We start from the raw sequence: 22,421 nt of genomic DNA on the forward strand, positions 1-22,421 counted from the left end.
TCGGGCCGCCTGTGAGCAAACCAGGGGTGTCCTCGGTGGGTTTCTGTCGGACTGCCCCGGTAGGATCGAGGGGTAGCGTGACCCCAGCGTCGCCAGGCGACGAACGCAGTCGCTAGAAGTCTGAGGAGACACCGAGCCCGTGGCAGCCAAGAAGAATGAGTACAGCGCGTCTTCGATCACCGTCCTCGAGGGCTTGGAGGCGGTCCGCAAGCGGCCCGGCATGTACATCGGGTCCACCGGCGAGCGCGGTCTGCACCACCTGATCTGGGAGGTCGTGGACAACTCGGTCGACGAGGCGATGGCGGGCTACGCCACGGTCGTCGACGTGACGCTGCTGGCCAACGGCGGTGTCCGGGTCATCGACGACGGGCGTGGCATCCCGGTCGGCATGCACCCGGTCGAGAAGAAGCCGACGCTGGAAGTGGTGCTGACCAAGCTGCACGCGGGCGGCAAGTTCGACAGCGACTCCTACGCGGTGTCCGGCGGCCTGCACGGCGTCGGCATCTCCGTGGTGAACGCGCTGTCGAGCGCGGTGGACGTCGAGGTCAAGACCGACGGTTTCACGTGGAACCAGCGGTTCGAGAACACCAAGCCCGCGTACGAGCTGATCAAGGGCGAGGCGACCGAGGACACCGGCACGGCCATCACGTTCTGGGCCGACTCGACGATCTTCGAGACCACCGAGTACAACATCGAGACGATCTCCCGGCGGCTCCAGGAGATGGCGTTCCTCAACAAGGGCCTCACCATCATCCTGCGCGACGAGCGCGCCCAGGACGGTGACACGGAGGCCGACGCCGAGGGTCACGTGGCGGTCGTGCGCGAGCGCACGTTCCACTACCCCGGCGGCCTGGAGGACTTCGTCCGCCACATCAACCACACCCGCGAGGCCGTGCACCAGAAGATCGTCTCCTTCGAGGCCAAGGGCGAGGACCTCGAAGTCGAGGTGGCGATGCAGTGGAACACCGGCTACACGCCGTCGGTGTACACGTTCGCCAACACGATCAACACGCACGAGGGCGGCACGCACGAGGAAGGCTTCCGCGCCGCGCTGACCCGCGTGGTCAACGAGTACGCGCGCGAGAAGAAGGTGCTCAAGGAGAAGGACGCCAACCTCACCGGCGACGACATCCGCGAGGGCCTGGCCGCGATCATCTCGGTCAAGCTCAAGGAGCCCCAGTTCGAGGGGCAGACGAAGACCAAGCTGGGCAACAGCGAGGCCAAGTCGTTCGTGCAGAAGTCCACCAACGAGCACCTGGCCGACTGGTTCGAGCGTCACCCGAACGAGGCGCGCACGATCGTGACCAAGGCGGTGTCGTCGGCGCAGGCCCGCATCGCCGCCCGCAAGGCCCGCGAGCTGGTGCGCCGCAAGGGCGCGCTCGACATCGGCGGCCTGCCCGGCAAGCTCAAGGACTGCCGCTCCACCAACCCGGAGGAGTGCGAGATCTACGTCGTGGAGGGCGACTCCGCGGGCGGTTCGGCCAAGGAGGGTCGGGACTCCATGTTCCAGGCGATCCTGCCGATCCGCGGCAAGATCATCAACGTGGAGAAGGCGCGCATCGACCGCGTGCTGAAGAACACCGAGGTCCAGTCGCTCATCACCGCGTTCGGCACGGGCATCCACGAGGACTTCGACCTCGCCAAGCTGCGCTACCACAAGATCGTGCTGATGGCCGACGCCGACGTGGACGGCCAGCACATCCGGACCCTGCTGCTGACCCTGCTGTTCCGCTTCATGCGCCCGCTGATCGAGCACGGCCACGTGTACCTCGCGCAGCCGCCGCTGTACAAGATCAAGTGGCAGCGGCAGGAGCCGGAGTTCGCCTACAACGACCGCGAGCGCGACGGCCTCCTCCGCGAGGGCCTGGCCGCCGGCAAGAAGCTCGGCAAGGACGACAACATCCAGCGCTACAAGGGCCTCGGCGAGATGAACGCCTCGGAGCTGTGGGAGACCACGATGGACCCGGCCCACCGGGTGCTGCTCCAGGTGACGATGGACGACGCGGCGACGGCCGACGAGCTGTTCAGCGTGCTGATGGGCGAGGACGTGGAAGCCCGCCGGTCGTTCATCACGCGCAACGCCAAGGGCGTGCGGTTCCTCGACGTCTGATCCATCCCCGGGCCTGATCCGCGCTGGCTGCCTGTTAAGGAAGTAGAACTGTGAGCGAGACGACGCTGCCCCCGGCGACCGGTGGAGACCGCACCGAGATGCGGGACATCGAGCAGGAGATGCAGAACTCGTACATCGACTACGCCATGAGCGTGATCGTGGGACGAGCGCTGCCCGACGTGCGTGACGGCCTCAAGCCCGTGCACGTCCGCGTGCTGTACTCGATGTTCGACTCGGGCTTCCGCCCCGACCGCAGCTACAACAAGTGCGCCCGCGTGGTCGGCGACGTGATGGGCAACTACCACCCGCACGGCGACTCGGCCATCTACGACGCACTGGTCCGCCTCGCCCAGCCGTGGTCGCAGCGCTACCCGCTGATCGACGGCCAGGGCAACTTCGGCTCCCCGGGCAACGACCCGGCAGCCGCGATGCGTTACTGTCTGTCATCTGACAGTCGCATTCGGTTGGCAGATGGCTCGACGCCGCGCATCGGCGACATCGTGCCGGACGCCAAGCCGAACAGCGACAACCCGATCGACCTCAAGGTGCTGGACCGCAACGGCAACCCGGTGCGTGCCGACATGCTGTTCCACTCCGGTGAGCACCCGACGTTGAAGCTGCGCACCAAGAACGGCTACGAGCTGACCGGCACCCACAACCACCCGGTGCTGTGCCTGGTGAGCGTGCTCGGCGTGCCGACCCTGCTGTGGAAGCTGCTGGAGGAGATCCAGCCAGGCGACCGCGTGGTCATGCAGCGCATGTCTCAGGAGCAAGAGGAGCCCTTGCATCCGGAGAGCTATGCCGCTGCGACGCTTGCGGGTGGACTCATCTCCGAGGGCTACCTCTCAGAGACCTATGTCCAGTTCGCGAACACCGACGCCGAGTATTTTGAATCGGTTCTGACCGCGTACAAGGTGCTGGTTGGCCCGAAGGTCAGTCGGTATACCGAGATCACCGGTACCGGCAAGACCCTCCACAAGTTCAGTGCCTTGTCGTCTGGATTGCGCCGCACGGGCCTCGGGAAGTCACTCGGCCTGCTCAGCGCGGCCAAGCGGGTGCCCGAGTTCGTATGGCGAAGCGATCCCACCATCAAGCGGGAGTTCCTCGCCTCGCTGTTCACCGGTGACGGCTCGGCTTCGGCGCTGCCGCGCAACACCGTGCAGGTCAGCTACTCGACTCGCAGCTCACAGCTCGCACGCGAGGTCCAGCAGCTGCTGCTGGAGTTCGGCGTGGTCAGCTCGCTGGTGAACTACGAGAACGGCGAGATCAAGGTCGTCATCAGCAACCGGCGTGACGCCCGGCTGTTCGCCCGCAACGTCGGTTTCCTCGGCGCGAAGCAGGACAAGCTCAACGCGATCCTGGACGCTGTCCCGCTGGCGAGCCGGGCGATGAGCAGCGACCACGTGCCGTTCGTCGGCGACTACATCCGCGCGCACGGCGCGACCCGCTGGACCGAGCGCGACTGGCTGCGCCGCCACAACGTGGACCGAGTCGAGCGGTGGGAGCGTGACTACGACGAGATCGCCGCGCGCATCACCGACCGCGAGGTGCTCGACGTGGTCGAGCCGCTGGTGGACGGCCGGTTCTACTACGCGCCGGTGGAATCGGTGACCGACGCCGGTGTGCGGCCGGTGTTCAGCCTGCGGGTCGACAGCGACGACCACGCGTTCGTCTCCGACGGCTTCGTCAGCCACAACACCGAGTGCCGGCTGACGCCGTTGGCCATGCAGATGTTGGCCGACATCGAGGAAGACACGGTCGACTTCCGGGACAACTACGACGGCCGCATCCAGGAGCCGACGGTCCTGCCGTCCCGCGTGCCCAACCTGCTGATCAACGGCAGCTCGGGCATCGCGGTCGGGATGGCGACGAACATCCCGCCGCACAACCTGCGCGAGGTCGCCGCGGGGGTCGTGTGGGCGCTGGACAACCCCGAGACGTCCGATGAAGAGACGCTCGAGGCGATGATCGCCCGGATCAAGGGTCCGGACTTCCCGACGCACGGACAGATCCTGGGCACCGCGGGCATCGAGGACGCGTACCGCACCGGCCGCGGCTCGGTGAAGATGCGCGCGGTGGTGGAGATCGACGAGGACGCCAAGGGCCGGACCATCCTGGTCGTCACCGAGCTGCCCTACCAGGTGAACCCGGACAACCTGGTCGAGAACATCGCCACCCTGGTGCGCGACCAGAAGCTGACCGGCATCGCGAACATCGCCGACGAGTCGAACCGCCGCTCCGGCATGCGGATCGTCGTCACGCTGAAGCGTGACGCCGTCGCCAAGGTCGTGCTGAACAACCTCTACAAGCACACCCAGTTGCAGTACTCGTTCGGCGTGAACATGCTGTCGCTGGTCGACGGCGTGCCGCGCACGTTGCGCCTGGACCAGATGATCCGGCACTACGTGAAGCACCAGATCGAGGTCATCGTCCGGCGCACCAGGTTCCGGCTGCGCAAGGCCGAGGAACGCGCCCACGTGCTGCGCGGTCTGGTCAAGGCGCTCGACCAGCTGGACGCGGTGATCGCGCTGATCCGCGGGTCGGACACGCCCGACGCGGCGCGCACCGGCCTGATGGAGCTGCTGGACGTCGACGAGATCCAGGCCAACGCGGTCCTGGAGATGCAGCTCCGCCGCCTGGCGGCCCTGGAGCGGCAGAAGATCATCGACCAGTTGGCCGAGATCGAGCGCGAGATCGCCGACCTCCAGGACATCCTCGCCAAGCCCGAGCGGCAGCGCGCGATCGTGCGCGAAGAGCTGATGGCGATCGTGGACAAGCACGGTGACGACCGGCGGACCAAGATCGTGCCGTTCGACGGCGACGTGTCGATGGAAGACCTGATCGCGGTCGAGGACGTCGTCGTCACGATCACCCGGACGGGTTACGCGAAGCGGACGAAGACGGACCTGTACCGCTCGCAGAAGCGCGGCGGCAAGGGCGTGCAGGGCGCCCAGCTCAAGCAGGACGACATCGTGCAGCACTTCTTCGTGTGCTCCACGCACGACTGGATCCTGTTCTTCACGAACAAGGGCCGGGTGTACCGGGCGAAGGCGTACGAGCTGCCCGAGGCCAACCGCAACGCGCGCGGCCAGCACGTGGCGAACCTCCTGGCGTTCCAGCCGGAGGAGGAGATCGCCCAGGTCATCCAGATCAAGAACTACCAGGTCGCCCCGTACCTGGTGCTCGCCACGAAGAAGGGCCTGGTCAAGAAGTCGAAGCTGTCCGACTTCGACTCGAACCGGTCCGGCGGCCTGATCGGCATCAACCTGCGTGACGACGACGAGCTGGTCGGCGCGGTGATGTGCTCGGCGACCGACGACCTCCAGCTGATCTCGGCCGACGGCCAGTCGATCAGGTTCCACGCGAGCGACGAGGCGTTGCGGCCGATGGGCCGGGCCACGTCCGGTGTGCTGGGCATGCGGTTCAACAGCGGTGACGAGCTGTTGTCGATGGGCGTCGTCCAAGAGGGTCTGTTTGTTTTGGTCGCCACCGACGGTGGGTACGCCAAGCGCACGCCGATCGAGGACTACCCCGTTCAAGGTCGTGGTGGCAAGGGTGTGCTCACCATCCAGCACGACCGCAGGCGTGGCAGGCTGGTCGGCGCGCTCATCGTCGACGTCGACGACGAGCTGTACGCGATCACCTCTTCGGGCGGGGTCATCAGGACCAGCGCCAAGGAGGTTCGCAAGGCAGGACGGCAGACGAAGGGCGTCCGGTTGATGAACCTCGGTGAAGGGACCACCCTGATCGCCGTGGCGCGCAACGCGGATGAGCCCACGGACGTCACCAATGGTGACGAGAGCTTGATCGTCGGCGCTGCTGACGGCGATCCGGCCGTCGACCCCGCCGGCGACCAGGCCGACGGTGGTCGGATCGCCGACTCCGTCGACGGTGATCGGATTGCCGACTCCGCCGACGGTGACCAGGCTGGGCCTGCCAACTAGCGCGAACGAGAGGTTGAGGACTGCTCGTGACTCCACCCGAGAAGCCAGAGGACAAGACCGCGGTGATCACCCGGCCCGGTGCCGAGCCGACACCGGCGGCCGGCGCCACCCCGCCCGGCGCCGAGAAGCCGGCGGTCGACGCCTCGGGGGCGTCCGAGCAGCCCGAGACGTCTGCGGCCGGTGCCAACGCGGTCAGTGCGAACGCGGCCGGCGCGGCGTCGGCTGGTGCGGCGCCGGTCGGTGCGGCCGGCAAGACGGCCGAAGCCAAGACGGAACCCGAGTTCAAGCCGGAGAAGGCCGAAAGAGCGGCGCCGGAGAACGAAGGGCACCAAGTGGCCGCGCCGCCGCCGTGGCAGCGCGTCACGAGCGACGCGCAGTACGCGCAAGCGCAGCAGGTCGGTCCGGCCGACCTGATGGCGGCCCCCGACCAGCCGACGGCCGAGGCGCACCAGCCCCCGTACCCGTCGAGCGACCCGGACACGGTGGCGGTGGCCCGACCTGTGGTGACGGGGACGGCCGCGCCGGGTGGCCACGGTCTGCCGGGCGGCGCCCGGACGCAGGTGAACCTGGGTGCGGCGAACGGTCGTCCGGCCGCCGCGCCGTCGGCCCGCCGTCCGGGGCGTGGACCGCGTCGGGCGAGCCTCCAGGTCAAGCGGATCGACCCGTGGTCGGTGTTGAAGCTCGCGCTGGTGCTGAGCGTGGCGCTGTTCTTCGTGTGGCTCGTGGCGGTCGGCGTGCTGTACGGCGTGCTGAACGGCATGGGCGTGTGGGACAAGATCAACAACACCGCGAACGACCTGCTCCAGGGCAACGACGCGGGCGGTGACCCGCTGATCAGCGCGGGACGGGTGTTCGGCGTGGCGGCGATCATCGGCGCGGTGAACATCGTGTTGTTCACCGCCCTGTCGACGGTCGGAGCGTTCGTCTACAACGTTTCCGCTGATCTTGCGGGGGGTCTCGAAGTGACCTTGTCCGAGCGGGAGTGATCAAGGACCACCCGATTTGGGGCCGCGACGGAGGGTGCTGTAGTCTTGCCGTCGTTGCCCCGAGGGCCTATAGCTCAGACGGTTAGAGCGCTTCGCTGATAACGAAGAGGTCGGAGGTTCGAGTCCTCCTAGGCCCACCGGAAGTTCACAGGTGTTGCAGAGGGGAATCGCCGTGAAGAAGATCATCGCACTGGTCGCCGTCGCGGGTGCGGTCCTGTTCTTCGTCAAGCGCAGCCGCTCGACGAAGGCTGACGCGGACCTGTGGCGCGAGGCCACCGCACCCACCGACTGACCCGCGAGGGCGGTACATCTGCCGCCCCGTGAGGGGACGTAGCTCAATTGGCAGAGCACCGCCTTTGCAAGGCGGGGGTTAGGGGTTCGATTCCCCTCGTCTCCACGATCCAAGAGGCGAGCTGTGTTCGCGGAGTACGCGAACCGGCTCGCCTCTTCGTGTTTCCGGGTGGAGGCGTTCCGGGGGCGCGTCGGACACTTTCCGGGACGCTGCCGTTCACTTGGGGGCAGCGCAACTTTCGGTTCTCGTGTTAACTGGGTGTTGCGATCCGCATGTCCGGTTGGGCGTGCGGTCGCGTTCGCGGTATGGCAGCAAGGTGAGGGCCCGCACCCAATGCCGCTGGGTGCGGGCCCTCGTTGTGCCCACTGCTATGCCGAGACGAGCGGCTTGTCCTGCTTCTGCTTGCGTGCGGCGAGCATCGTGTCGACGGCCCAAGAGCCGGGACCGGTGAACGCCAGCAGCAGGAACACCCAGCAGTACACGGCGGCCAGCTCGCCGTGGTTCTGGATGGGCATCAGCGCTTCAGGCTGGTGAACCACGAAGTACGCGTATGCCATCGCACCGGAAGAGAGCAACGCGGCCCACCTGGTGCCGAGTCCGATGATGATCAACGCACCACAGACCAGCTCGATCAGACCAGCCGGGCCGCCAGGCCAGCTGGTGATCGACACGGCGCCCTTGGTGGACCCGAGCACGCCGAAGAGGGTCTTCGCGCCGTGGCACAGGAACAGGAAACCGACGACCATTCGGAACACAGCGATAACAGGCTCTCGACCGCGGTCAAAGATGTTCATCTTGACTCTGTCCTTACATTGCAGGGGCGGCCGGCAGGGTAAGGACAACCTAACGGGCATCACGTCATGTGCCTAGATGGTGACCCTGTCGATTACAGGTTCGCCATCTGATTGACTGGCGACCCTATGAACCGAGCGCTGCACACCGCCCTGCCGTCCCTGTTGGTCCTCGGTGCGTTGGTCGCCTGTGGCACCGCAGATCCTCACCCGGCACCGGCCACCCAGACCAGCACTGTCGTGACCACGACGACCGCGGGCCCCGCCGAACCACCGCCCGCGCCGGAGCCCGCGACCGACGGCCAGTGTCCCTACCTGGCTTCTTCGGTCGTGCAGGAGGCGAACGGGCAGCTCGTGCGAAAGGTTCGGCTTTCCGCCGACCAGCCAAACCCGGCGTGTTTCTTCTACGCCGACGCAAGTGACGTCCAGCTGTCGATCTGGGTGTTCCAGGGTGACGCGAAGATCGCCAAAGCGGTGGTGGACCGGGCCGCGCCGGTCGCCGACTCGAACCCGGCGTCGGAGCCCGCGGGGTGGAGCGGCGGGTCATTGACCACCGACAAGGGCGCGGTCTACGCGATCGCCAAGGACGGCAGCGCGGTGGTCGTGACGAGCAACCAGAAGCAGACGATCAAGGCCCGCCGAGTGGCCGAGACGGTCGTCGGCAACCTAGGCCTGTAGCAACCCCGCCGGTAGGAATCGGGTCGGTACGAATCGGGCCGATAGGGGCACACGACTTCGCGCCCGTCCCGGAGCGGGTCGGGCGCGAAGTGGTTCCTGCGGTCAGCTGCGGCTGTGCTGGTCGGAGACCTGGCCGTTGCGCGCCGCGTGCGGGTGCACGGACTCGGCGGTGGGGTCGGTCGTGTCGACGGTTTCCAGCGTCGGCTCGACGTCCTCGTCCAAGCGCACCTCCTGGGGCCGCTTGGTCAGCGCGATGTACCCCGCCACGGCGGCAGCCGCGAACACGCCCAGCACCCACGGCCAACGGCGGCTCTTGTGCTGCGCCGAGCCCTTGCGGACATGCTTCGCGGCCTTGCGCGCGTCCTTCGCGCGCACCTTGGCCTCCTTGCGTGCCCGCTCGGCGGCCTTGATCACGTCCTTGCGGACGGACTTGGCCCGCTTCGCGAGCTGCTTGCGACCGCGCCGGGTGGACTTCTCGTACTCCTCGGCCTTCTCCACCAGCGTGCCCGCCTTGTCGGCGACGATGCCCCGGACGTAGTCCCTGGTCATGCCGCGCTCGGCGAGCTTGCCCTCGGCGCGTCCAGCGAGCTGAACGGCTGCGTCCGCACCGGCGTGACCAGCGCGGACGGCACCGAGGCGGGCAGCGCGCACCGCCTTGCCGACCGACTCCCCGGCCCGGGTCATGGCGTCTACCTCATCCATATCTCGCTCCAGCAGCTGTCGGTCAGTCACGTTCCAGGCAATACCCATCGTGCCCCTTCCCCAACCACCTCGCCCGGTGATGGCACGATGGTGTGCGTGGCTGACAGCAACGAATCGTTCGTCGGGACCAAGGTGACGGCAACCCTGCACACGACGCAGGGCGCTATCCGCATCAACCTGTTCCCCGACCACGCTCCCAAGACGGTGGCCAACTTCGTCGGTCTCGCCGAAGGCACGAAGAGCTACTCCGACCCCAACGCGAAGGGCGAGGCGTCCGGCCCGTTCTACGACGGCTCGATCTTCCACCGGGTGATCGCCGGTTTCATGCTCCAGGGCGGTGACCCGACCGGCACCGGCCGCGGCGGCCCCGGGTACAAGTTCGCCGACGAGTTCCACCCCGAACTCCAGTTCAACAAGCCGTACCTGCTGGCGATGGCGAACTCCGGGCCCAACAGCAACGGCTCGCAGTTCTTCATCACGGTCGGGCCGACCACGTGGCTGAACTTCAAGCACACGATCTTCGGTGAGGTCGCGGACCAGGAGTCGCGCAACGTGGTGGACGCGATCGGCGCCACCCCGACCGGCTCCGGTGACCGCCCGGTCACCGACGTGGTGATCGAGAAGGTCACGGTGGAGCGGTCCTGAGTGGCCGACTCGCCGACATCCCCGCCGCCCGGTGAGCCGATCGGGGCGCGTCAAGGCCAACCGGTCTGCGTGCGCCACCCCGATCGGGCCACCGGGTTGCGGTGTGTCCGCTGCGACCGGCCGGCGTGCCCCGCGTGCCTGCGCGAGGCGTCGGTCGGCCACCAGTGCGTCGACTGCGTGAACGAGGGCCAGTCCACGGTGCGCCGGGCGCGCACCGCCGTCGGCGCCGAGGTCTCGCAGACCGTGGTCGTCACGCCGGTGCTGATCGCGATGAACGTGCTGATGTTCTTGATCACCGCGGTGCAGGCGCGCAGCCTGGCGGACAACGCGCTGTCGCCGCTGTTCGGCGACTTCGTGATGTGGACCAGAGCCGTCGCCGTCGGCGACCAGTGGTGGCGGATGGTGACGTCCGGTTTCCTGCACTACGGGCCCTTCCACCTGGCGTTGAACATGATCGCGCTGTACGTCCTGGGCCGGCTCCTGGAGCCGCAGTTCGGCAAGCTGCGGTTCTCCGCGATCTACCTGGTGTCGCTGCTCGGCGGCAGTGTCGCGGTGTACCTGTTCGGCGAGGTCGACAGCTTTCCCGCCGGTGCGTCCGGCGCGGTGTACGGCCTGATGGGCGCGCTGCTGGTGGCCGTGCTGAAGTTCAAGCTCAACGCGACCTCGGCGCTGGTCGTGATCGGGTTGAACCTGGTGCTCAGCGTCACCCTGCCGGGTATCTCGCTGCTGGCGCACCTCGGCGGGCTGGTGATCGGCGCGGCCGTGACGGCCGGGATGGTGTACGCGCCGCAGGAGAAGCGGGCGAACTGGCAGGCGGCGGCCGTGGTGGGCGCGTTCGTGCTGCTCGTGGTGATGACGGTCGTGCGGACCGGGCAGCTGCTCTGACCGTGCGACTGACGGTCCTCGGCGGAGTCGGCGCGTGGCCGACGGCAAGCCAGGCGTGCAGCGGTTACCTGGTGGAACACGACGGGTTCACCCTGCTGGTGGATCCGGGGTACTCGACCTTCCCGGCGTTGCAGGCGTTGATGCCCGCTTCGGCCGTGGACGCGGTCCTGGTCAGCCATGGGCACCCGGACCACTGCGCGGATCTCAACCCGTTGCTGCGGGCCCGAGCGCTCGGAGGCTCGGCGCCCGTCCTGCCGCTCTACGCGCCGGAGGGTGCGCTCGACCGAGTGCTGGCGCTGGACCAGGTGCGGCTCGACTCGGCGTACTCGGTGCACCCGGTCGAGCGGGCGTTCGAGGTCGGGCCGTTCAGGGTGGACACCTACGACCTGCCGCACTTCGTGCCCAACGCCGGGCTGCGACTGACCGCCGGGGGACGGGTGCTCGCGTACACGGGTGACACGGGGCCGAGCCCGGTGCTGCTCGACCTGGCGCGGGACGCCGACGTGTTCGTGGCGGAGGCGACGTTCGCGCGGCAGGTGGCGCCGGCCGACAACGCGCCGTACCTGTCGACCGCGGTCCAAGCGGGGGCGAACGCCGACCGTGCCGGGGCGGGTCGGCTCGTGCTGGCGCACCTTTGGCCGGGTTCCGACCCGGCGGAGTACCTGGAGGCCGCCGACTACCCGGGTGACGTGGACGTCGCCGCGCCGGGGTTGGTCATCGACCTGTAGCGGTCACGGGCGCAGGGCGTGCAGGACGTCCGCCACGTCACGGGGGTCGGTGCCGAGGTCGATCGGGGTCAGCACGAACAGCTGCTCGTCCTCCCCGTGCTTCCAGTCGAGCTCCAGCGTCGCCGTCTCCCGGCCCAGTCGGCGGGTGCGGGCCAGGCGGACCTTCACCTCGTGCCACGGCAGCTGCCTCGCCCCGCTGAGGGTGCGGACGGTGAGGCCTGAGTCGTCCACCACCAGCCTGGGGCGCACGAATGTGCCGTAAGCGCCCAAGGCGAGCAGGAGCAGCGCGGCGAGGCCGATGAAGACGCGGCTGGTCGCGTCCGGACTGAGGATCGTGACCAGCAGTGACACGGCGGCAAGGCCCCAGGCGAGGCCGACCATGCCCGGTTGCGGTGACCAGGAACGCGTTGGGTTCACGCGTTCGAGTCTGCCGCACTTGTGGACAACTAGAGCCTTCGACCGGCGCTTGTGCAAACTGGCGCAAAGTTGTCCACAGGAGTTGTCCCCATTGGGGATGACTTACACCCGTGTGCTTCGGTGACCGTCCGGTGAACCAGGTGAACTACGGGGTAACGCGAAACGGCCCGGACGTGGTGCTCGTCCGGGCCGTCCGCCACTTGGCGTAGCGCGTGGTCAACGCCATTTCATGGTCATCAGCAAGCCGACGATCATCAGGGCGAATCCGATGCCGAAGTTCCAGGACCCTAGGTCCATCATCACCGGGACCTTCTCGCCCGCGATGTAGTTGACCACCAGCCACGCCAGTCCCAACAGCATCATGCCGAGCATCACCGCGACGTAGACGGGGTGCGACGGCCCCGCTGCCTTGACCTTCACCGGGGTGCGGCGATCGGCAGGCGCCGTGTAAGCGGCCTTCTTGCGGACCTTGGACTTGGGCATGCTGTCCTCGCCTGACGGGTGGATAGGCCTCCAGTGGCCGCGAGTTCACGTCCACTGCTGGATGAACACGTTAACGTAACCGGGCAGGTCCCTGAAGCACCGTGTAGTTCTGGAACGTTCGGCTTGGGAGGTTTTCCGGTGAGCTACGACCCGCCCCCGCCGCAAGGCGGCCCGCCGGGCCGACCGCCGCGACCCAGGCCACAGCCACCTCAGGCGCCAGGCGAACCGCCCCCAGCCGGCTACCGGCCACCCACTCCACCTGCGGGTTTCGACCGTCCGTCGACCCCGGCGGGCGGGTTCGACCGGCCCGTTTCCCGCCCCGAGCGACCGCTCACGCCGCCCGGAGGGTTCGACCGACCGCCCCCTCCGCCGGACGGGTTCGATCACCCGGTTGCCCGGTCCGGAGACCTGGACCGGCCGGCAACACCACCCGGTGGTTTCAGCCGTCCAGGTGACTACCGCCCGCCCCGCACCGAGCCACCGCGCCCGGAACCGCCGTACGGCGAGCCTTCGTACGGCGAGTCTGGGTACGTCGAGCCCGCGTACGGCGAGCTGCCCCGGGTCGAGCCGCCGCCGACGGGCCGTCGTGCGCGCCGTGACGATGTCCCGCCTCGGGAGCCGAGGTCAGAGCAGCCCTACGCCGAGCCGGTTCGTCCGGAGCCGCCGCGCGCTGAGCCGCCGCCGACGGGTCGCCGTGCGCGCCGTGACGATGCGCCGCCTCGGGAGCCCAGGCCAGAGCAGCCCTACGCCGAGCCGGCTCGTCCCGAACCGCCGTACTCCGAGTCTGCGTACGGCGAGTCTGCGTACGGCGAGCTACCCCACGTCGAGCCGCCGCCGACGGGCCGCCGTGCACGTCGCGACGATGTCCCGCCCCGAGAGGCCAGGTCAGAACAGCCCTACGCAGAGCAGCCGCGCGCTGAGGCGCCGCCGTCCGGGCGTCGTGCACTGCGTGACGACGCCGGTTCGGGTGCCGAGCCGCTGCGCGCCGAGTCGTTGCCTGCCGAGCCGCCGTCAGGTCGTCGTGCGCGTCGGGCCGACGTGGGGCCGCCGGTCGAGCCGCCGCCGTCAGGTCGCCGTGCCCGCCGTGACGAAATGGGACCGGGTTCGGGACCGGGTGTGGACGGGACGTCCTACGTGAATCCCGCCGTGAACCCCGCGCGGGTGGAGCCGCTTGCCGGTCGGCTGGCCTGGTCCGATGCCGCCGAGCCGGTCCCGCCCGCCGTCGGTCGTCGTCACGCGCCCGACGACCCGCCGAACCGGCCTCCGACACCGCCGTCAACACCGCCGTCAACACCGCACCTGGCCGCGAGGCTCGGCGGAGCCGCCCCGGCCCCCGGCCCGCGCACCCGACCCACCCCACCGCCGGAGGCCGACGCCACCCGGTACACCAACGCGTTCTCCGGCAGCCTCCCGCCGCCGCCCGGCGCACGCCCGCCGGCGCCGCAGCGCCGCCCTCGCCCCGTGGAACCGCCCACCGAGTACATCGCGCCCGTCGAAGGCCAGTACGCCGACGACTACGCCGACGAGTACGAGGACTACGACGACGAGTACTACGAGGACGACGACTACTACGACGAGGACGAGACGCCCCCGCCGCCGCCGGACAGCACCGCCCGCAAGGCCGTCCGCACCGTCGGCGAGCTGCTGATCACGGCGGGCCTGGTCATCCTGCTGTTCGTCGTCTACGAGGTGTACGTCACCGACCTCATCTCGGCGGGCAAGCAGGGCGACGCGACCCAGGCGCTGGACGACCAGTGGAGTTCGAACACGGTCGAGGCGGACCCGCAGCGGCAGGCCCAGTACGAGCTGCTGGACGGCCAGGCGTTCGCCAAGATGTACATCCCGGTGTTCGGCCCGGACTACAAGTTCTCCATCGTCGAGGGCACCACCGACAAGGACCTGGAGATCGGCCCCGGCCACTACAAGGGCACCGCGCTGCCCGGCCACCCGGGCAACTTCGCGGTCGCCGGCCACCGGGTCGGCAAGGGCGCCCCGTTCAACGACCTGGACCTGCTGAACCCGTGCGACGCGATCGTGGTCGAGACGCAGACCCAGTGGATCGTCTACCGGATGCTGCCGAAGGCCGGTGACGTGGCCGGCTGGGCGGAGAAGCAGGCGGCGAACCCCGACAAGTGCGCGAAGGTGTCACCGCTGGCCGCGCCGTACGACAAGACGGTCGGCCAGCAGATCGTGCTGCCCACCCAGGGCGAGGTGATCGACGTGGTGCCGCACTTCGCCGGTGAGCCGCCCGCCGAGGCTCAGCGGGTGTCGTTGATGACGTTGACCACCTGTCACCCGAGGTTCTCCGACAAGCAGCGGTTGATCGTGCACGCGGTGCTCGCGATGACCTACGAGAAGGCACCGGGGTTCCTCCCCCCAGAGATGAAGGAGCAGTGATGTACGGGTGGATCTGGCGGCACCTCCCCGGCCCGCTGCCCGTGCGCATCCTCGAAGCGGTGGTGCTCGTGGCCGGTGTGGTGGCGCTGCTGATGTTCGTGGTGTTCCCGTGGGCGGAGCCGAAACTGCCGTTCAACAACGTGACGACGCCCCAGTAGCCCGCAGCCGATATCACTTCGGGCGGCGGTCGGTCACGGCTACGCTGGCGACATGCGCGTGCTCGTGGTCGACAACTACGACAGCTTCGTCTACAACCTCGTCCAGTACCTGGCCCAGCTCGGGGTCGAGTGCGTGGTGCGGCGCAACGACGCCGTCGAGCTGGACGAGATCGGCGACGTCGGCGGCGTCCTCGTCAGCCCAGGCCCCAGCACGCCGGACAAGGCGGGCAAGAGCATGGACGTCATCCGCCACTGCGCGGACCAGGGCGTGCCGGTGTTCGGGGTGTGCCTCGGCCACCAGGCGATCGGCGCGGTCTGGGGCGGCACGGTCGACCTCGCGCCGGAGCTCCTGCACGGCAAGACCAGCGTGGTGCACCACAACGGCGGCGGCGTCCTGGCCGGCGTGCCGGAGCCGTTCACCGCGACCCGCTACCACTCGCTGACCGTGCTGCCGGACACCATCCCGGCCGAGTTCGAGGTCACCGGCCGGACCGAGTCCGGCGTGGTGATGGCCATGCGCCACCGTGAGCTGCCGGTGGAGGGCGTCCAGTTCCACCCCGAGTCCGTGCTGACCGACGGCGGTCACCGGATGCTGGCGAACTGGCTCGCGGTCTGCGGGTTCCAGGTGCCGGAGACGACCGTGGCGACCCTGGAGAACGGCATGCGCCAACTGGCTGCGGCGGCGGGCCAGAAGTAGACCCCCACCAGAAGACCGGAAGCGAAGCCCGACACGACGATGGCCCCCTCCACGCGGAGGGGGCCATCGTCGTGAGCGGAGCTATCTGCTCGTGGTCGTCGTGCCGATCTTGAAGTCGCCCATCGACACGTTGATCCGGGCGGTCTTGCCCACCGGCGTGTCGGTCGCGATCTCCTGCCTCTGGATCTTCTTGTCCTGGGTCAGGTCGGAGACCGGCACCTTCTCGCTGATCACCAGGTCGTTGCCGGTCCACCCGGCCTGGGCGAGCTTGCTCCGGGCCTGGTTCTCGGTGAGCCCGCGCAGGTCCGGCATCTTGAACTGGTTGTTCTTGGACACGCTCAACGTGACCAGCGTGTTCTTCTCGGCCCGTCCCGGCCCGGGGTTCTGGGCGACCACCTCGTTGAGGTCTTCGAGGCTGTCGACTTCCTTGGTCTGCACCTTGAACCCGCTGCCCTCCAGCGTGGCCCTGGCGTTGTCGAGCGTCTGCCCGGTCACGTCGGGCAGCTGGATGGTCTCCGGCGCCTTGCCCAGCGTCACGGTGATCGTGCTGCCCTTGGGCGCGGTGGTGCCCGCTGCCGGGTTCTGCTCGATCACCTTGCCGACCAGGTTCGGGTCCTCGGTCTCCACGGTCTCGGTGGCCTGCTGGTAGACCCAGCCCTCGGCCTCCAGCTTCTTCTGCGCGTCCTGCGGCGCCAGCTTCATCACGTCCGGCACCGGCGCGGGCTGCGGGTTGGTGCCGATCACCAGCTTGATCTCGGTGCGCTTCTCCACCTCGCGGTTCGCCGGCGGGTCGGTCGAGATCACGTTGCCGATCTGGTCCCTGGTGCAGGTCGGCTCGGGGCCCGGCTGGCACGGCACTGTCTCGACGATCGAGCGCAGTCCCAGCCCCTCCAACTCGGCCTGCGCCACCGTCTGGGTCTTGCCCACCAACGCGGGCATCGGGACCGTCTCCGGGGCCGCGGTCTTGCCGTCGTCGCTGTTCATCAGCGTCGTGGTGATCCACGTCGCGAGCGCGAGCACGGCGATGCACAGCAGGACGACCACGGTGACCATGATCGCCTTCTTGCGCCGCGCCTTCCGCTCCGCGTCTTCCTCGGCCAACGGGTCGTAGTCGTCCGGCTCGTCGCGCTGCTGCGCCGGCCGGTGCCGACCGCCGCCCGACGCGACCTCGGTGCGCGGCGACGAAGTCTGGTTGAGCACCGCGGTGCGGTCCTCGGCCGTCATCACGGCGGGCGCGGACGGGCGCTGGCCGGACAGCACGCGCACCAGGTCCGCGCGCATCTCGGCGGCCGACTGGTAGCGGTTGGCCGGTCCCTTGGCCATCGCCTTCAGCACGATCGAGTCCAGCGCGGGCGTCACCTTCGGGTTCAGCGACGACGGGGACTTCGGCTCTTCCCGCACGTGCTGGTAGGCCACCGCCACGGGCGAGTCGCCGGTGAACGGCGGCTCGCCGGTCAGCAGCTCGAACAGCACGCAGCCGGACGCGTACACGTCGGAACGGCCGTCAACGGCCTCGCCGCGCGCCTGCTCCGGTGAGAGGTACTGAGCGGTCCCTATCACCGCTGCCGTCTGGGTCACCGCGGCCTGGCCGTCGTGCACCGCGCGGGCGATGCCGAAGTCCATCACCTTTACCGCGCCGGCCCGGGTGATCATGACGTTCGCGGGCTTCACGTCCCGGTGCACGATGCCGTGCCGGTGGCTGAAGTCCAACGCGGCCGACACGTCGGCCATGACCTCCATCGCCCGCTTGCCCGACAGTGGCCCCTGCGTCTTCACGATGTCGCGCAGCGTGCGGCCGTCGACGAACTCCATCACGATGTAGGGCAGCGGGCCGTACTCGGTCTGGGTCTCACCGGTGTCGTAGACCGCGACGATGGCGGGGTGGTTCAGCGCCGCCGAGTTCTGGGCCTCCCGCCGGAACCGCTCCTGGAACTGGGTGTCGCGGGCGAGGTCGGCGCGCAGGACTTTGATGGCGACGTCCCGGCCGAGTCGGACGTCCCGGCCCTTGTGCACCTCCGACATGCCGCCGTAGCCGAGGGTTTCACCCAGTTCGTAGCGGTTGGAGAGCAGTCGCGGAGTGCTCATCAGTGCTTCGTCCCGCTCCTCGTCAACGGTCTCACCATCAAGCCTTGCGTTCGCTTTCGTACCGTTTCATCGTCAAGTCGGTACACACGTCACCGTGACCCGTGAGCCGATCGCAACCTCTCCGGTCGGCGTCATGTCCGACACCAGGCACCGCTCTGGGTCCCGCGGCACGCCTCCGTCGTCGGAGTGCACCTCGGGCGTCAAGCCGTACCCGGAGAGCTTCGTGGCGACCTCGTCCACCGGCAGGTCGACGTAGTCCGACTTCGTGATCGTCACCTTGGGTTTGCCGGGGAGCCGATCGGTGGAGTCGTCCAACGGGCGGGCGCTCGTGGTGCCCTGCAAGCTCGCTCCACCAGGCACCTCGTCCTTCAGCGCCCCTCGGAGGACGACCACGCCCAGCACCAGGAGCGCGACCACCAGCACAGCGACCATAACCCACACGACGGCACGGTAGCGCCCCGGTGGCCGAGGGCCGGACGGCAACGGACGGAAAGCGCCCGTGTGCGGAGTGTTCATCGCCGGCGGCACCGGCTGCATCCCCGGACGTGACCCGGGGTGCGTGACCGGGATACCGGGATGGGTCGGCTGCGCGGGCGCCTGGGGGATCGCCGGGGCCAGCGGCGGCGCGCCGACGGCCATCGCCAGACCGGACGGCGCGGGCAGCGGCTGGCCGGCCCGCACCGCGCCCACCGCGGACGCGAACTCGCCGCCGTTGCGGTAGCGCTGGCGGGGGTCCTTGACCAGCGTCGCCTCGATCAGCGCCCGCGGGCCCGGCGGCACGTCGGGCGGCATCGGTGGCGCCATGTCGCGGATGTGCATCATCGCGACCGTCACCGCGTTCTCGGACAGGAACGGTCGGTGACCGGTCAGGCACTCATAGCCGCAGACGGCCAACGCGTACACGTCCGAAGCCGGTTCTGCGGCGTGGCCGAGGGCCTGCTCCGGCGCGATGTAGTGGGCGGTGCCCATCACCATGCCGCTGTGTGTGACCGGCGCCGCGTCGGCGGCCTTCGCGATGCCGAAGTCGGTGATCTTCACCTTGCCGGTCGGCGTCACCATGATGTTGCCCGGCTTCACGTCCCGGTGCACCAGCCCGCGCTCGTGCGCCGCCTGGAGCGCGTTGCCCGCCTGCTCCAGCAGGTCGAGCGTACGGTCCGCGCCGAGCCTGCCGCGGGCGATGATCGCGGCCAGCGGTTCGCCCTCGACCAGCTCCATCACCAGGTACGCGGTGTCCTCCGGCCCGTCCGGGATCGACGCGGTCTCGCCGTAGTCGTGCACGGAGGCGATGCCGGGGTGGTTGAGCGACGCGGTGGTGCGCGCCTCGATCCGGAACCTGTTCAGGAACTCGGCGTCACCGCTCAGCTCCGCCTTCAGCACCTTCACCGCGACCTTGCGGTCCAGCCTGCTGTCGTCGGCCTCCCAGACCTCGCCCATGCCGCCGACCGCGATCCGCCTGCTCAGGCGGTACCGCTCGGCGAGCAACTGGCCGGAGGTCAGCATCAGCGGCCCCCGAGGTAGGCGCCGATGACCGAGCGGCCGATCGGCGCGGCGACCCGGCCACCGGTCGCCGAGAGGCCCTGCTGGCCGCCGTTCTCCACGATGACCGCGATCGCGATCTCCGGCTTCTCGGCCGGGGCGAACGCCACGTACCAGGCGTGCGGGTTGGTCGACTTCACGTCCTCGCCGTGCTCGGCGGTGCCCGTCTTGGACGCGATGGTCACGCCGCTGAGCTTGCCGCCGCCGCCGGTGTTGTTCTCCGACTTGATCATCATGTCGCGCAGCGCGATGGCGTCGTCGGGGTCCATCGCCTCGTCGACCTCGTCCGGGTCGGTCTCGCTGATCACCTGGAGGTCGGGCGCCAGGACCTTGCCGATCAGGTGCGGCTGCATCCGCACGCCGCCGTTCGCGATGGTCGCCGCCATCATGGCGTTGACCATCGGCGTCACCCGGACGTCCTTCTGGCCGATGCCGGTCTGGTAGATCGACGGCTTGTCCGCGATCGGGCCGAGCGTCGACGGCACCACCGACAGCGGGATCGACAGGTCCGGCTCGCCGTAGCCGAACTTGGCCGCCTGGTCGCGCAGCTTCTCCACGCCCAGCTCGTTCGCCAGCACCGCGAACGCCGTGTTGCACGACTTGGACAGCGCCTCTTCGAGGGAGGCCGTGACGCCGTTGCCGCAGGTGGTGTCGTTGAAGTTCGGCAGCGGGGTGTTCGTGCCGGGCAGCGTGATCACCGGCCGGCCGTCGACCTCGCTCTCCTTCGTCTTGCCCTCGGCCAGCGCCGCCGCGGTCACGACCAGCTTGAACGTCGAGCCGGGCGGGTAGCTCTCGTGCACCGAGCGGTTCAGCATCGGCTTCGACTTGTCCGCGTCGAACGACGTCCACGCCTCTTCCTGCGCGTCCACGTCGTGGCTGGCGAGCGCGTTCGGGTCGTACGACGGGGTGCTGACCATGGCCAGGATCTCCCCGGTCTGCGGCCGGATCGCCACCACCGTGCCGGTCACGCCGTTGAGCCGCTCGTACGCCACCTGCTGGAGCTTCGCGTCGATCGTCAGCTGGAGGCTGCCGCCCTTGGGGTCGCGGCCGGTGATCAGGTCGGACACCCGGCGCGCGAACAGCCGGTCGTCCGAACCGTTGAGCAGGTCGTCCTCGGCGCGTTCCATCCCGCCCGTGCCGTAGATCGTGGAGAAGTAGCCGGTGACGGGCGCGAACGCGGGCCCGTTCGGGTAGGTCCGCAGGTACCGCAGCCGGTCGTTGGTCTTCTCCACCCCGGCCAGCGGCACGCTGTCCGCGGAGATGATCTGGCCGCGCTCGCGCGAGTACTGGTCCAGGATCACGCGCCGGTTCAGCGGGTCCTTGCGGTAGTCGTCGGCCTTGATGACCTGCACGTACGTGGCGTTGCCCAACAGCAGCAGCATCATCGCCATCATGGCGAGGCCGACCCGGCGGAGCGGTGTGTTCATTTCGGACGCTCCACCATGACTGTGAACTGGTCGGCGATGGCCGGCTGCTGAGGCCTGGGCTTCGGTGTGCTCTTGGGGGCGCGCGCGGCGTCCGAGATCCGCAGCAGCAGCGCGACCAGGATGTAGTTCGCCAACAGCGACGAACCGCCGTAGGACAGGAACGGCGCGGTGATGCCCGTCATCGGGATCAGCTTCGTCACGCCGCCGACGACGATGAAGATCTGGAACGCCACCGCGAACGCCAGACCGCCGCCGAGCAGCTTGCCGAACGTGTCACGCACGGCGAGCGCGCCGCGCAGGCCGCGCATGGCGAACACCATGTAGATCATCAGCACCGCGGCGAGGCCGACGAAGCCCAGCTCCTCGCCGATCACGGCGGTGATGAAGTCGGTGTTGGCCTCGGGGATCTGGTCCGGCCGGCCACCGCCCAGGCCCGCGCCGAACATCGAGCCGGTGCCGAGCCCGAACAGCGACTGCACGATCTGGTAGCCCGCGCCGGACGGGTCCGCGAACGGGTCCAGCCAGTTCTGCACCCGCACCTGGACGTGCGTGAACAGCTTCCACGCCACGAACGCGCCGACGCAGAACATCATCACGCCCAGCACGACCCACACCGCGCGTTCCGTCGCCACGTACAGCAGCACCAGCACGATGCCGAAGAACAGCAGCGAGCTGCCCAGGTCCTTCTGCAACACCATGATGCTCACGCCGACCGCCCACGCGGCGATCAGCGGACCGAGGTCACGTGCGCGCGGCAGGTCCAGGCCGAGCACCCGGCGGCCGGCGATGGTGAACAGGTCCCGCTTCGACACCAGGAACGCCGCGAAGAACACCATCAGCAGGATCTTCGCGAACTCACCGGGCTGGATGGAGAACGCGCCGAAGCTCAGCCAGATCTTCGCGCCGTTGATCTCCGGCGCGATGAAGCCCGGCAGCACACCCGGCAGCACCAGGGCGACCAGGCCGAGCAGGCCGAACGTGTAGCCGTAACGGGCGAGCGTGCGGTGGTCGGACAGCACCTTCAGCACCGTGCAGAACAGCACGAGCGCGATCGCCGTCCACAACACCTGCTTGGGCGCGGCGGCCGACCACACCCGGTCGCCCGGCAGCTTCACGTCCGCCATGGCCAGGTCGATCCGGTGGATCATGACCAGGCCCAGGCCGTTCAGCAGCGCGACGCACGGCATGATCACCGGATCGGCGTAGGGCGCCCACTTGCGCACCGCGAGGTGCGCCACGGTCAGCAGCCCCAGGTACGCCAGACCCAGCCACAGGATGCGCAGGCTCAGCTCCTGCTCCTGGTTGGCTTCCACCAGGATCAGGGCGCCTGTGACCAGCATCGCGGCGAACGCGAGCATGAACAGTTCCGTGCTGCGTCGCGTGGGCGGCCTCAAGCCGGGCGACGTGCTGCTCGCCGCCGCGAGCGGTGTGCCCTCCGCGCCGGGGACCGGCGAACCCAT

The 22,421-nt window shown here is 68.9% G+C and carries 18 protein-coding genes, 2 tRNA genes and 1 pseudogene; 13 read left to right on the forward strand and 8 right to left on the reverse strand.

The genetic code is table 11. The features are described from left to right. Positions 1-139: 139 nt before the first annotated feature. From gyrB to F4560_RS32500, 6 genes and pseudogenes are all read left to right on the forward strand, one after another. Positions 140-2,110 carry a DNA topoisomerase (ATP-hydrolyzing) subunit B gene (gene gyrB / locus F4560_RS32480; RefSeq protein ID WP_184926655.1) on the forward strand — a complete coding sequence of 657 codons (1,971 nt, stop codon included), beginning with the start codon at positions 140-142 and terminating at the stop codon, positions 2,108-2,110. A 98-nt stretch (positions 2,111-2,208) separates the two neighbouring features. After that, the gene (gene gyrA / locus F4560_RS32485; protein WP_221484966.1) at positions 2,209-6,054 is read left to right on the forward strand and encodes an intein-containing DNA gyrase subunit A; all 3,846 of its coding nucleotides are present in this window, start codon (positions 2,209-2,211) and stop codon (positions 6,052-6,054) included. Between the two features lie 26 nt (positions 6,055-6,080). Further along, on the forward strand, positions 6,081-7,040 hold the full coding sequence (locus F4560_RS45055; protein ID WP_376775370.1) for a DUF3566 domain-containing protein: 960 nt from the start codon (positions 6,081-6,083) through the stop codon (positions 7,038-7,040). 63 nt (positions 7,041-7,103) lie between these two features. After that, a tRNA-Ile gene (locus F4560_RS32495) sits at positions 7,104-7,177 on the forward strand. A 35-nt stretch (positions 7,178-7,212) separates the two neighbouring features. Further along, positions 7,213-7,329, forward strand: a pseudogene (locus tag F4560_RS43800) (DLW-39 family protein); the annotation flags it as partial. 35 nt (positions 7,330-7,364) lie between these two features. After that, positions 7,365-7,437, forward strand: a tRNA-Ala gene (locus F4560_RS32500). Positions 7,438-7,700: 263 nt separating this feature from the next. Here F4560_RS32500 and F4560_RS32505 read toward each other — a convergent pair. Then, positions 7,701-8,186: a DoxX family protein gene (locus F4560_RS32505; RefSeq protein WP_512700355.1), complete on the reverse strand. Its 486-nt coding sequence runs from the start codon at positions 8,184-8,186 to the stop codon at positions 7,701-7,703. Between the two features lie 66 nt (positions 8,187-8,252). Here F4560_RS32505 and F4560_RS32510 point away from each other — a divergent pair, with 66 nt between their 5' ends. Continuing rightward, the gene (locus F4560_RS32510) at positions 8,253-8,801 is read left to right on the forward strand and encodes a DUF2020 domain-containing protein (RefSeq protein WP_184926661.1); all 549 of its coding nucleotides are present in this window, start codon (positions 8,253-8,255) and stop codon (positions 8,799-8,801) included. 102 nt (positions 8,802-8,903) lie between these two features. On the opposite strand, the gene F4560_RS32515 is transcribed toward F4560_RS32510, so the two are convergent. Further along, positions 8,904-9,503, reverse strand: a complete 600-nt coding sequence (locus F4560_RS32515; RefSeq protein ID WP_184926663.1) for a hypothetical protein — start codon at positions 9,501-9,503, stop codon at positions 8,904-8,906. Positions 9,504-9,590: 87 nt separating this feature from the next. On the opposite strand from F4560_RS32515, the gene F4560_RS32520 reads away from it, so the two are divergent. From F4560_RS32520 to F4560_RS32530, 3 genes are read left to right on the forward strand one after another with little or no spacing between them, the layout of a single operon-like run. Beyond that, positions 9,591-10,148 carry a peptidylprolyl isomerase gene (locus F4560_RS32520; RefSeq protein WP_184926665.1) on the forward strand — a complete coding sequence of 186 codons (558 nt, stop codon included), beginning with the start codon at positions 9,591-9,593 and terminating at the stop codon, positions 10,146-10,148. Beyond that, the gene (locus F4560_RS46330) at positions 10,149-11,033 is read left to right on the forward strand and encodes a rhomboid family intramembrane serine protease (RefSeq protein WP_184926667.1); all 885 of its coding nucleotides are present in this window, start codon (positions 10,149-10,151) and stop codon (positions 11,031-11,033) included. A gap of 2 nt (positions 11,034-11,035) precedes the next feature. Next, positions 11,036-11,761, forward strand: coding sequence for an MBL fold metallo-hydrolase (locus tag F4560_RS32530; protein ID WP_184926669.1), 726 nt, complete (start codon positions 11,036-11,038; stop codon positions 11,759-11,761). Positions 11,762-11,764: 3 nt separating this feature from the next. On the opposite strand, the gene F4560_RS32535 is transcribed toward F4560_RS32530, so the two are convergent. Together F4560_RS32535 and crgA are read right to left on the reverse strand one after the other, a co-directional pair. Further along, a complete protein-coding gene (locus F4560_RS32535) occupies positions 11,765-12,178 on the reverse strand; it encodes a PH domain-containing protein (protein ID WP_312869613.1) in 414 nt (137 codons plus the stop codon). A gap of 216 nt (positions 12,179-12,394) precedes the next feature. Then, positions 12,395-12,661, reverse strand: a complete 267-nt coding sequence (crgA, locus tag F4560_RS32540) for a cell division protein CrgA (RefSeq protein ID WP_033436273.1) — start codon at positions 12,659-12,661, stop codon at positions 12,395-12,397. Between the two features lie 1,116 nt (positions 12,662-13,777). Here crgA and F4560_RS32545 point away from each other — a divergent pair. From F4560_RS32545 to F4560_RS32555, 3 genes are read left to right on the forward strand one after another with little or no spacing between them, the layout of a single operon-like run. After that, complete coding sequence (locus F4560_RS32545; RefSeq protein ID WP_312869614.1) at positions 13,778-15,058, forward strand: class E sortase; 1,281 nt, start codon at positions 13,778-13,780, stop codon at positions 15,056-15,058. Continuing rightward, a complete protein-coding gene (locus tag F4560_RS32550; RefSeq protein ID WP_184926673.1) occupies positions 15,058-15,216 on the forward strand; it encodes a hypothetical protein in 159 nt (52 codons plus the stop codon). The genes F4560_RS32545 and F4560_RS32550 overlap by 1 nt, the downstream gene beginning before the upstream one ends. Positions 15,217-15,268: 52 nt before the next feature. Continuing rightward, positions 15,269-15,913 (forward strand): aminodeoxychorismate/anthranilate synthase component II, encoded by a 645-nt coding sequence (locus F4560_RS32555; protein ID WP_184926676.1) that lies wholly within the window; start codon positions 15,269-15,271, stop codon positions 15,911-15,913. An 81-nt stretch (positions 15,914-15,994) separates the two neighbouring features. Here F4560_RS32555 and pknB read toward each other — a convergent pair whose 3' ends face one another. The 4 genes from pknB to F4560_RS32575 form a co-directional block, all read right to left on the reverse strand. After that, a complete protein-coding gene (gene pknB / locus F4560_RS32560; RefSeq protein WP_184926678.1) occupies positions 15,995-17,998 on the reverse strand; it encodes a Stk1 family PASTA domain-containing Ser/Thr kinase in 2,004 nt (667 codons plus the stop codon). A gap of 72 nt (positions 17,999-18,070) precedes the next feature. Next, on the reverse strand, positions 18,071-19,498 hold the full coding sequence (locus tag F4560_RS32565) for a serine/threonine-protein kinase (protein WP_184926680.1): 1,428 nt from the start codon (positions 19,496-19,498) through the stop codon (positions 18,071-18,073). After that, a complete protein-coding gene (locus F4560_RS32570; protein ID WP_184926682.1) occupies positions 19,498-20,961 on the reverse strand; it encodes a peptidoglycan D,D-transpeptidase FtsI family protein in 1,464 nt (487 codons plus the stop codon). The genes F4560_RS32565 and F4560_RS32570 overlap by 1 nt, the downstream gene beginning before the upstream one ends. Further along, complete coding sequence (locus F4560_RS32575) at positions 20,958-22,421, reverse strand: FtsW/RodA/SpoVE family cell cycle protein (RefSeq protein ID WP_184926684.1); 1,464 nt, start codon at positions 22,419-22,421, stop codon at positions 20,958-20,960. Before F4560_RS32575 ends, F4560_RS32570 begins: the two co-directional genes overlap by 4 nt.

This window comes from Saccharothrix ecbatanensis (assembly GCF_014205015.1).
Lineage (GTDB): Bacteria > Actinomycetota > Actinomycetes > Mycobacteriales > Pseudonocardiaceae > Actinosynnema > Actinosynnema ecbatanense.

What these genes read in the sequence shown, in the direction of transcription:
- gyrA (WP_221484966.1), top strand. Translation starts at nt 2,209, where the DNA reads ATGCGGGACATCGAGCAGGAGATGCAGAACTCGTACATCGACTACGCC.
- F4560_RS32505 (WP_512700355.1), bottom strand. Translation starts at nt 8,186, where the DNA reads ATGCCCGTTAGGTTGTCCTTACCCTGCCGGCCGCCCCTGCAATGTAAG.
- F4560_RS32510 (WP_184926661.1), top strand. Translation starts at nt 8,253, where the DNA reads ATGAACCGAGCGCTGCACACCGCCCTGCCGTCCCTGTTGGTCCTCGGT.
- F4560_RS32515 (WP_184926663.1), bottom strand. Translation starts at nt 9,503, where the DNA reads ATGGATGAGGTAGACGCCATGACCCGGGCCGGGGAGTCGGTCGGCAAG.
- F4560_RS32520 (WP_184926665.1), top strand. Translation starts at nt 9,591, where the DNA reads ATGGTGTGCGTGGCTGACAGCAACGAATCGTTCGTCGGGACCAAGGTG.
- crgA (WP_033436273.1), bottom strand. Translation starts at nt 12,661, where the DNA reads ATGCCCAAGTCCAAGGTCCGCAAGAAGGCCGCTTACACGGCGCCTGCC.
- F4560_RS32550 (WP_184926673.1), top strand. Translation starts at nt 15,058, where the DNA reads ATGTACGGGTGGATCTGGCGGCACCTCCCCGGCCCGCTGCCCGTGCGC.
- F4560_RS32555 (WP_184926676.1), top strand. Translation starts at nt 15,269, where the DNA reads ATGCGCGTGCTCGTGGTCGACAACTACGACAGCTTCGTCTACAACCTC.
- pknB (WP_184926678.1), bottom strand. Translation starts at nt 17,998, where the DNA reads ATGAGCACTCCGCGACTGCTCTCCAACCGCTACGAACTGGGTGAAACC.
- F4560_RS32565 (WP_184926680.1), bottom strand. Translation starts at nt 19,498, where the DNA reads ATGCTGACCTCCGGCCAGTTGCTCGCCGAGCGGTACCGCCTGAGCAGG.
- F4560_RS32570 (WP_184926682.1), bottom strand. Translation starts at nt 20,961, where the DNA reads ATGAACACACCGCTCCGCCGGGTCGGCCTCGCCATGATGGCGATGATG.
- F4560_RS32575 (WP_184926684.1), bottom strand. Translation starts at nt 22,421, where the DNA reads ATGGGTTCGCCGGTCCCCGGCGCGGAGGGCACACCGCTCGCGGCGGCG.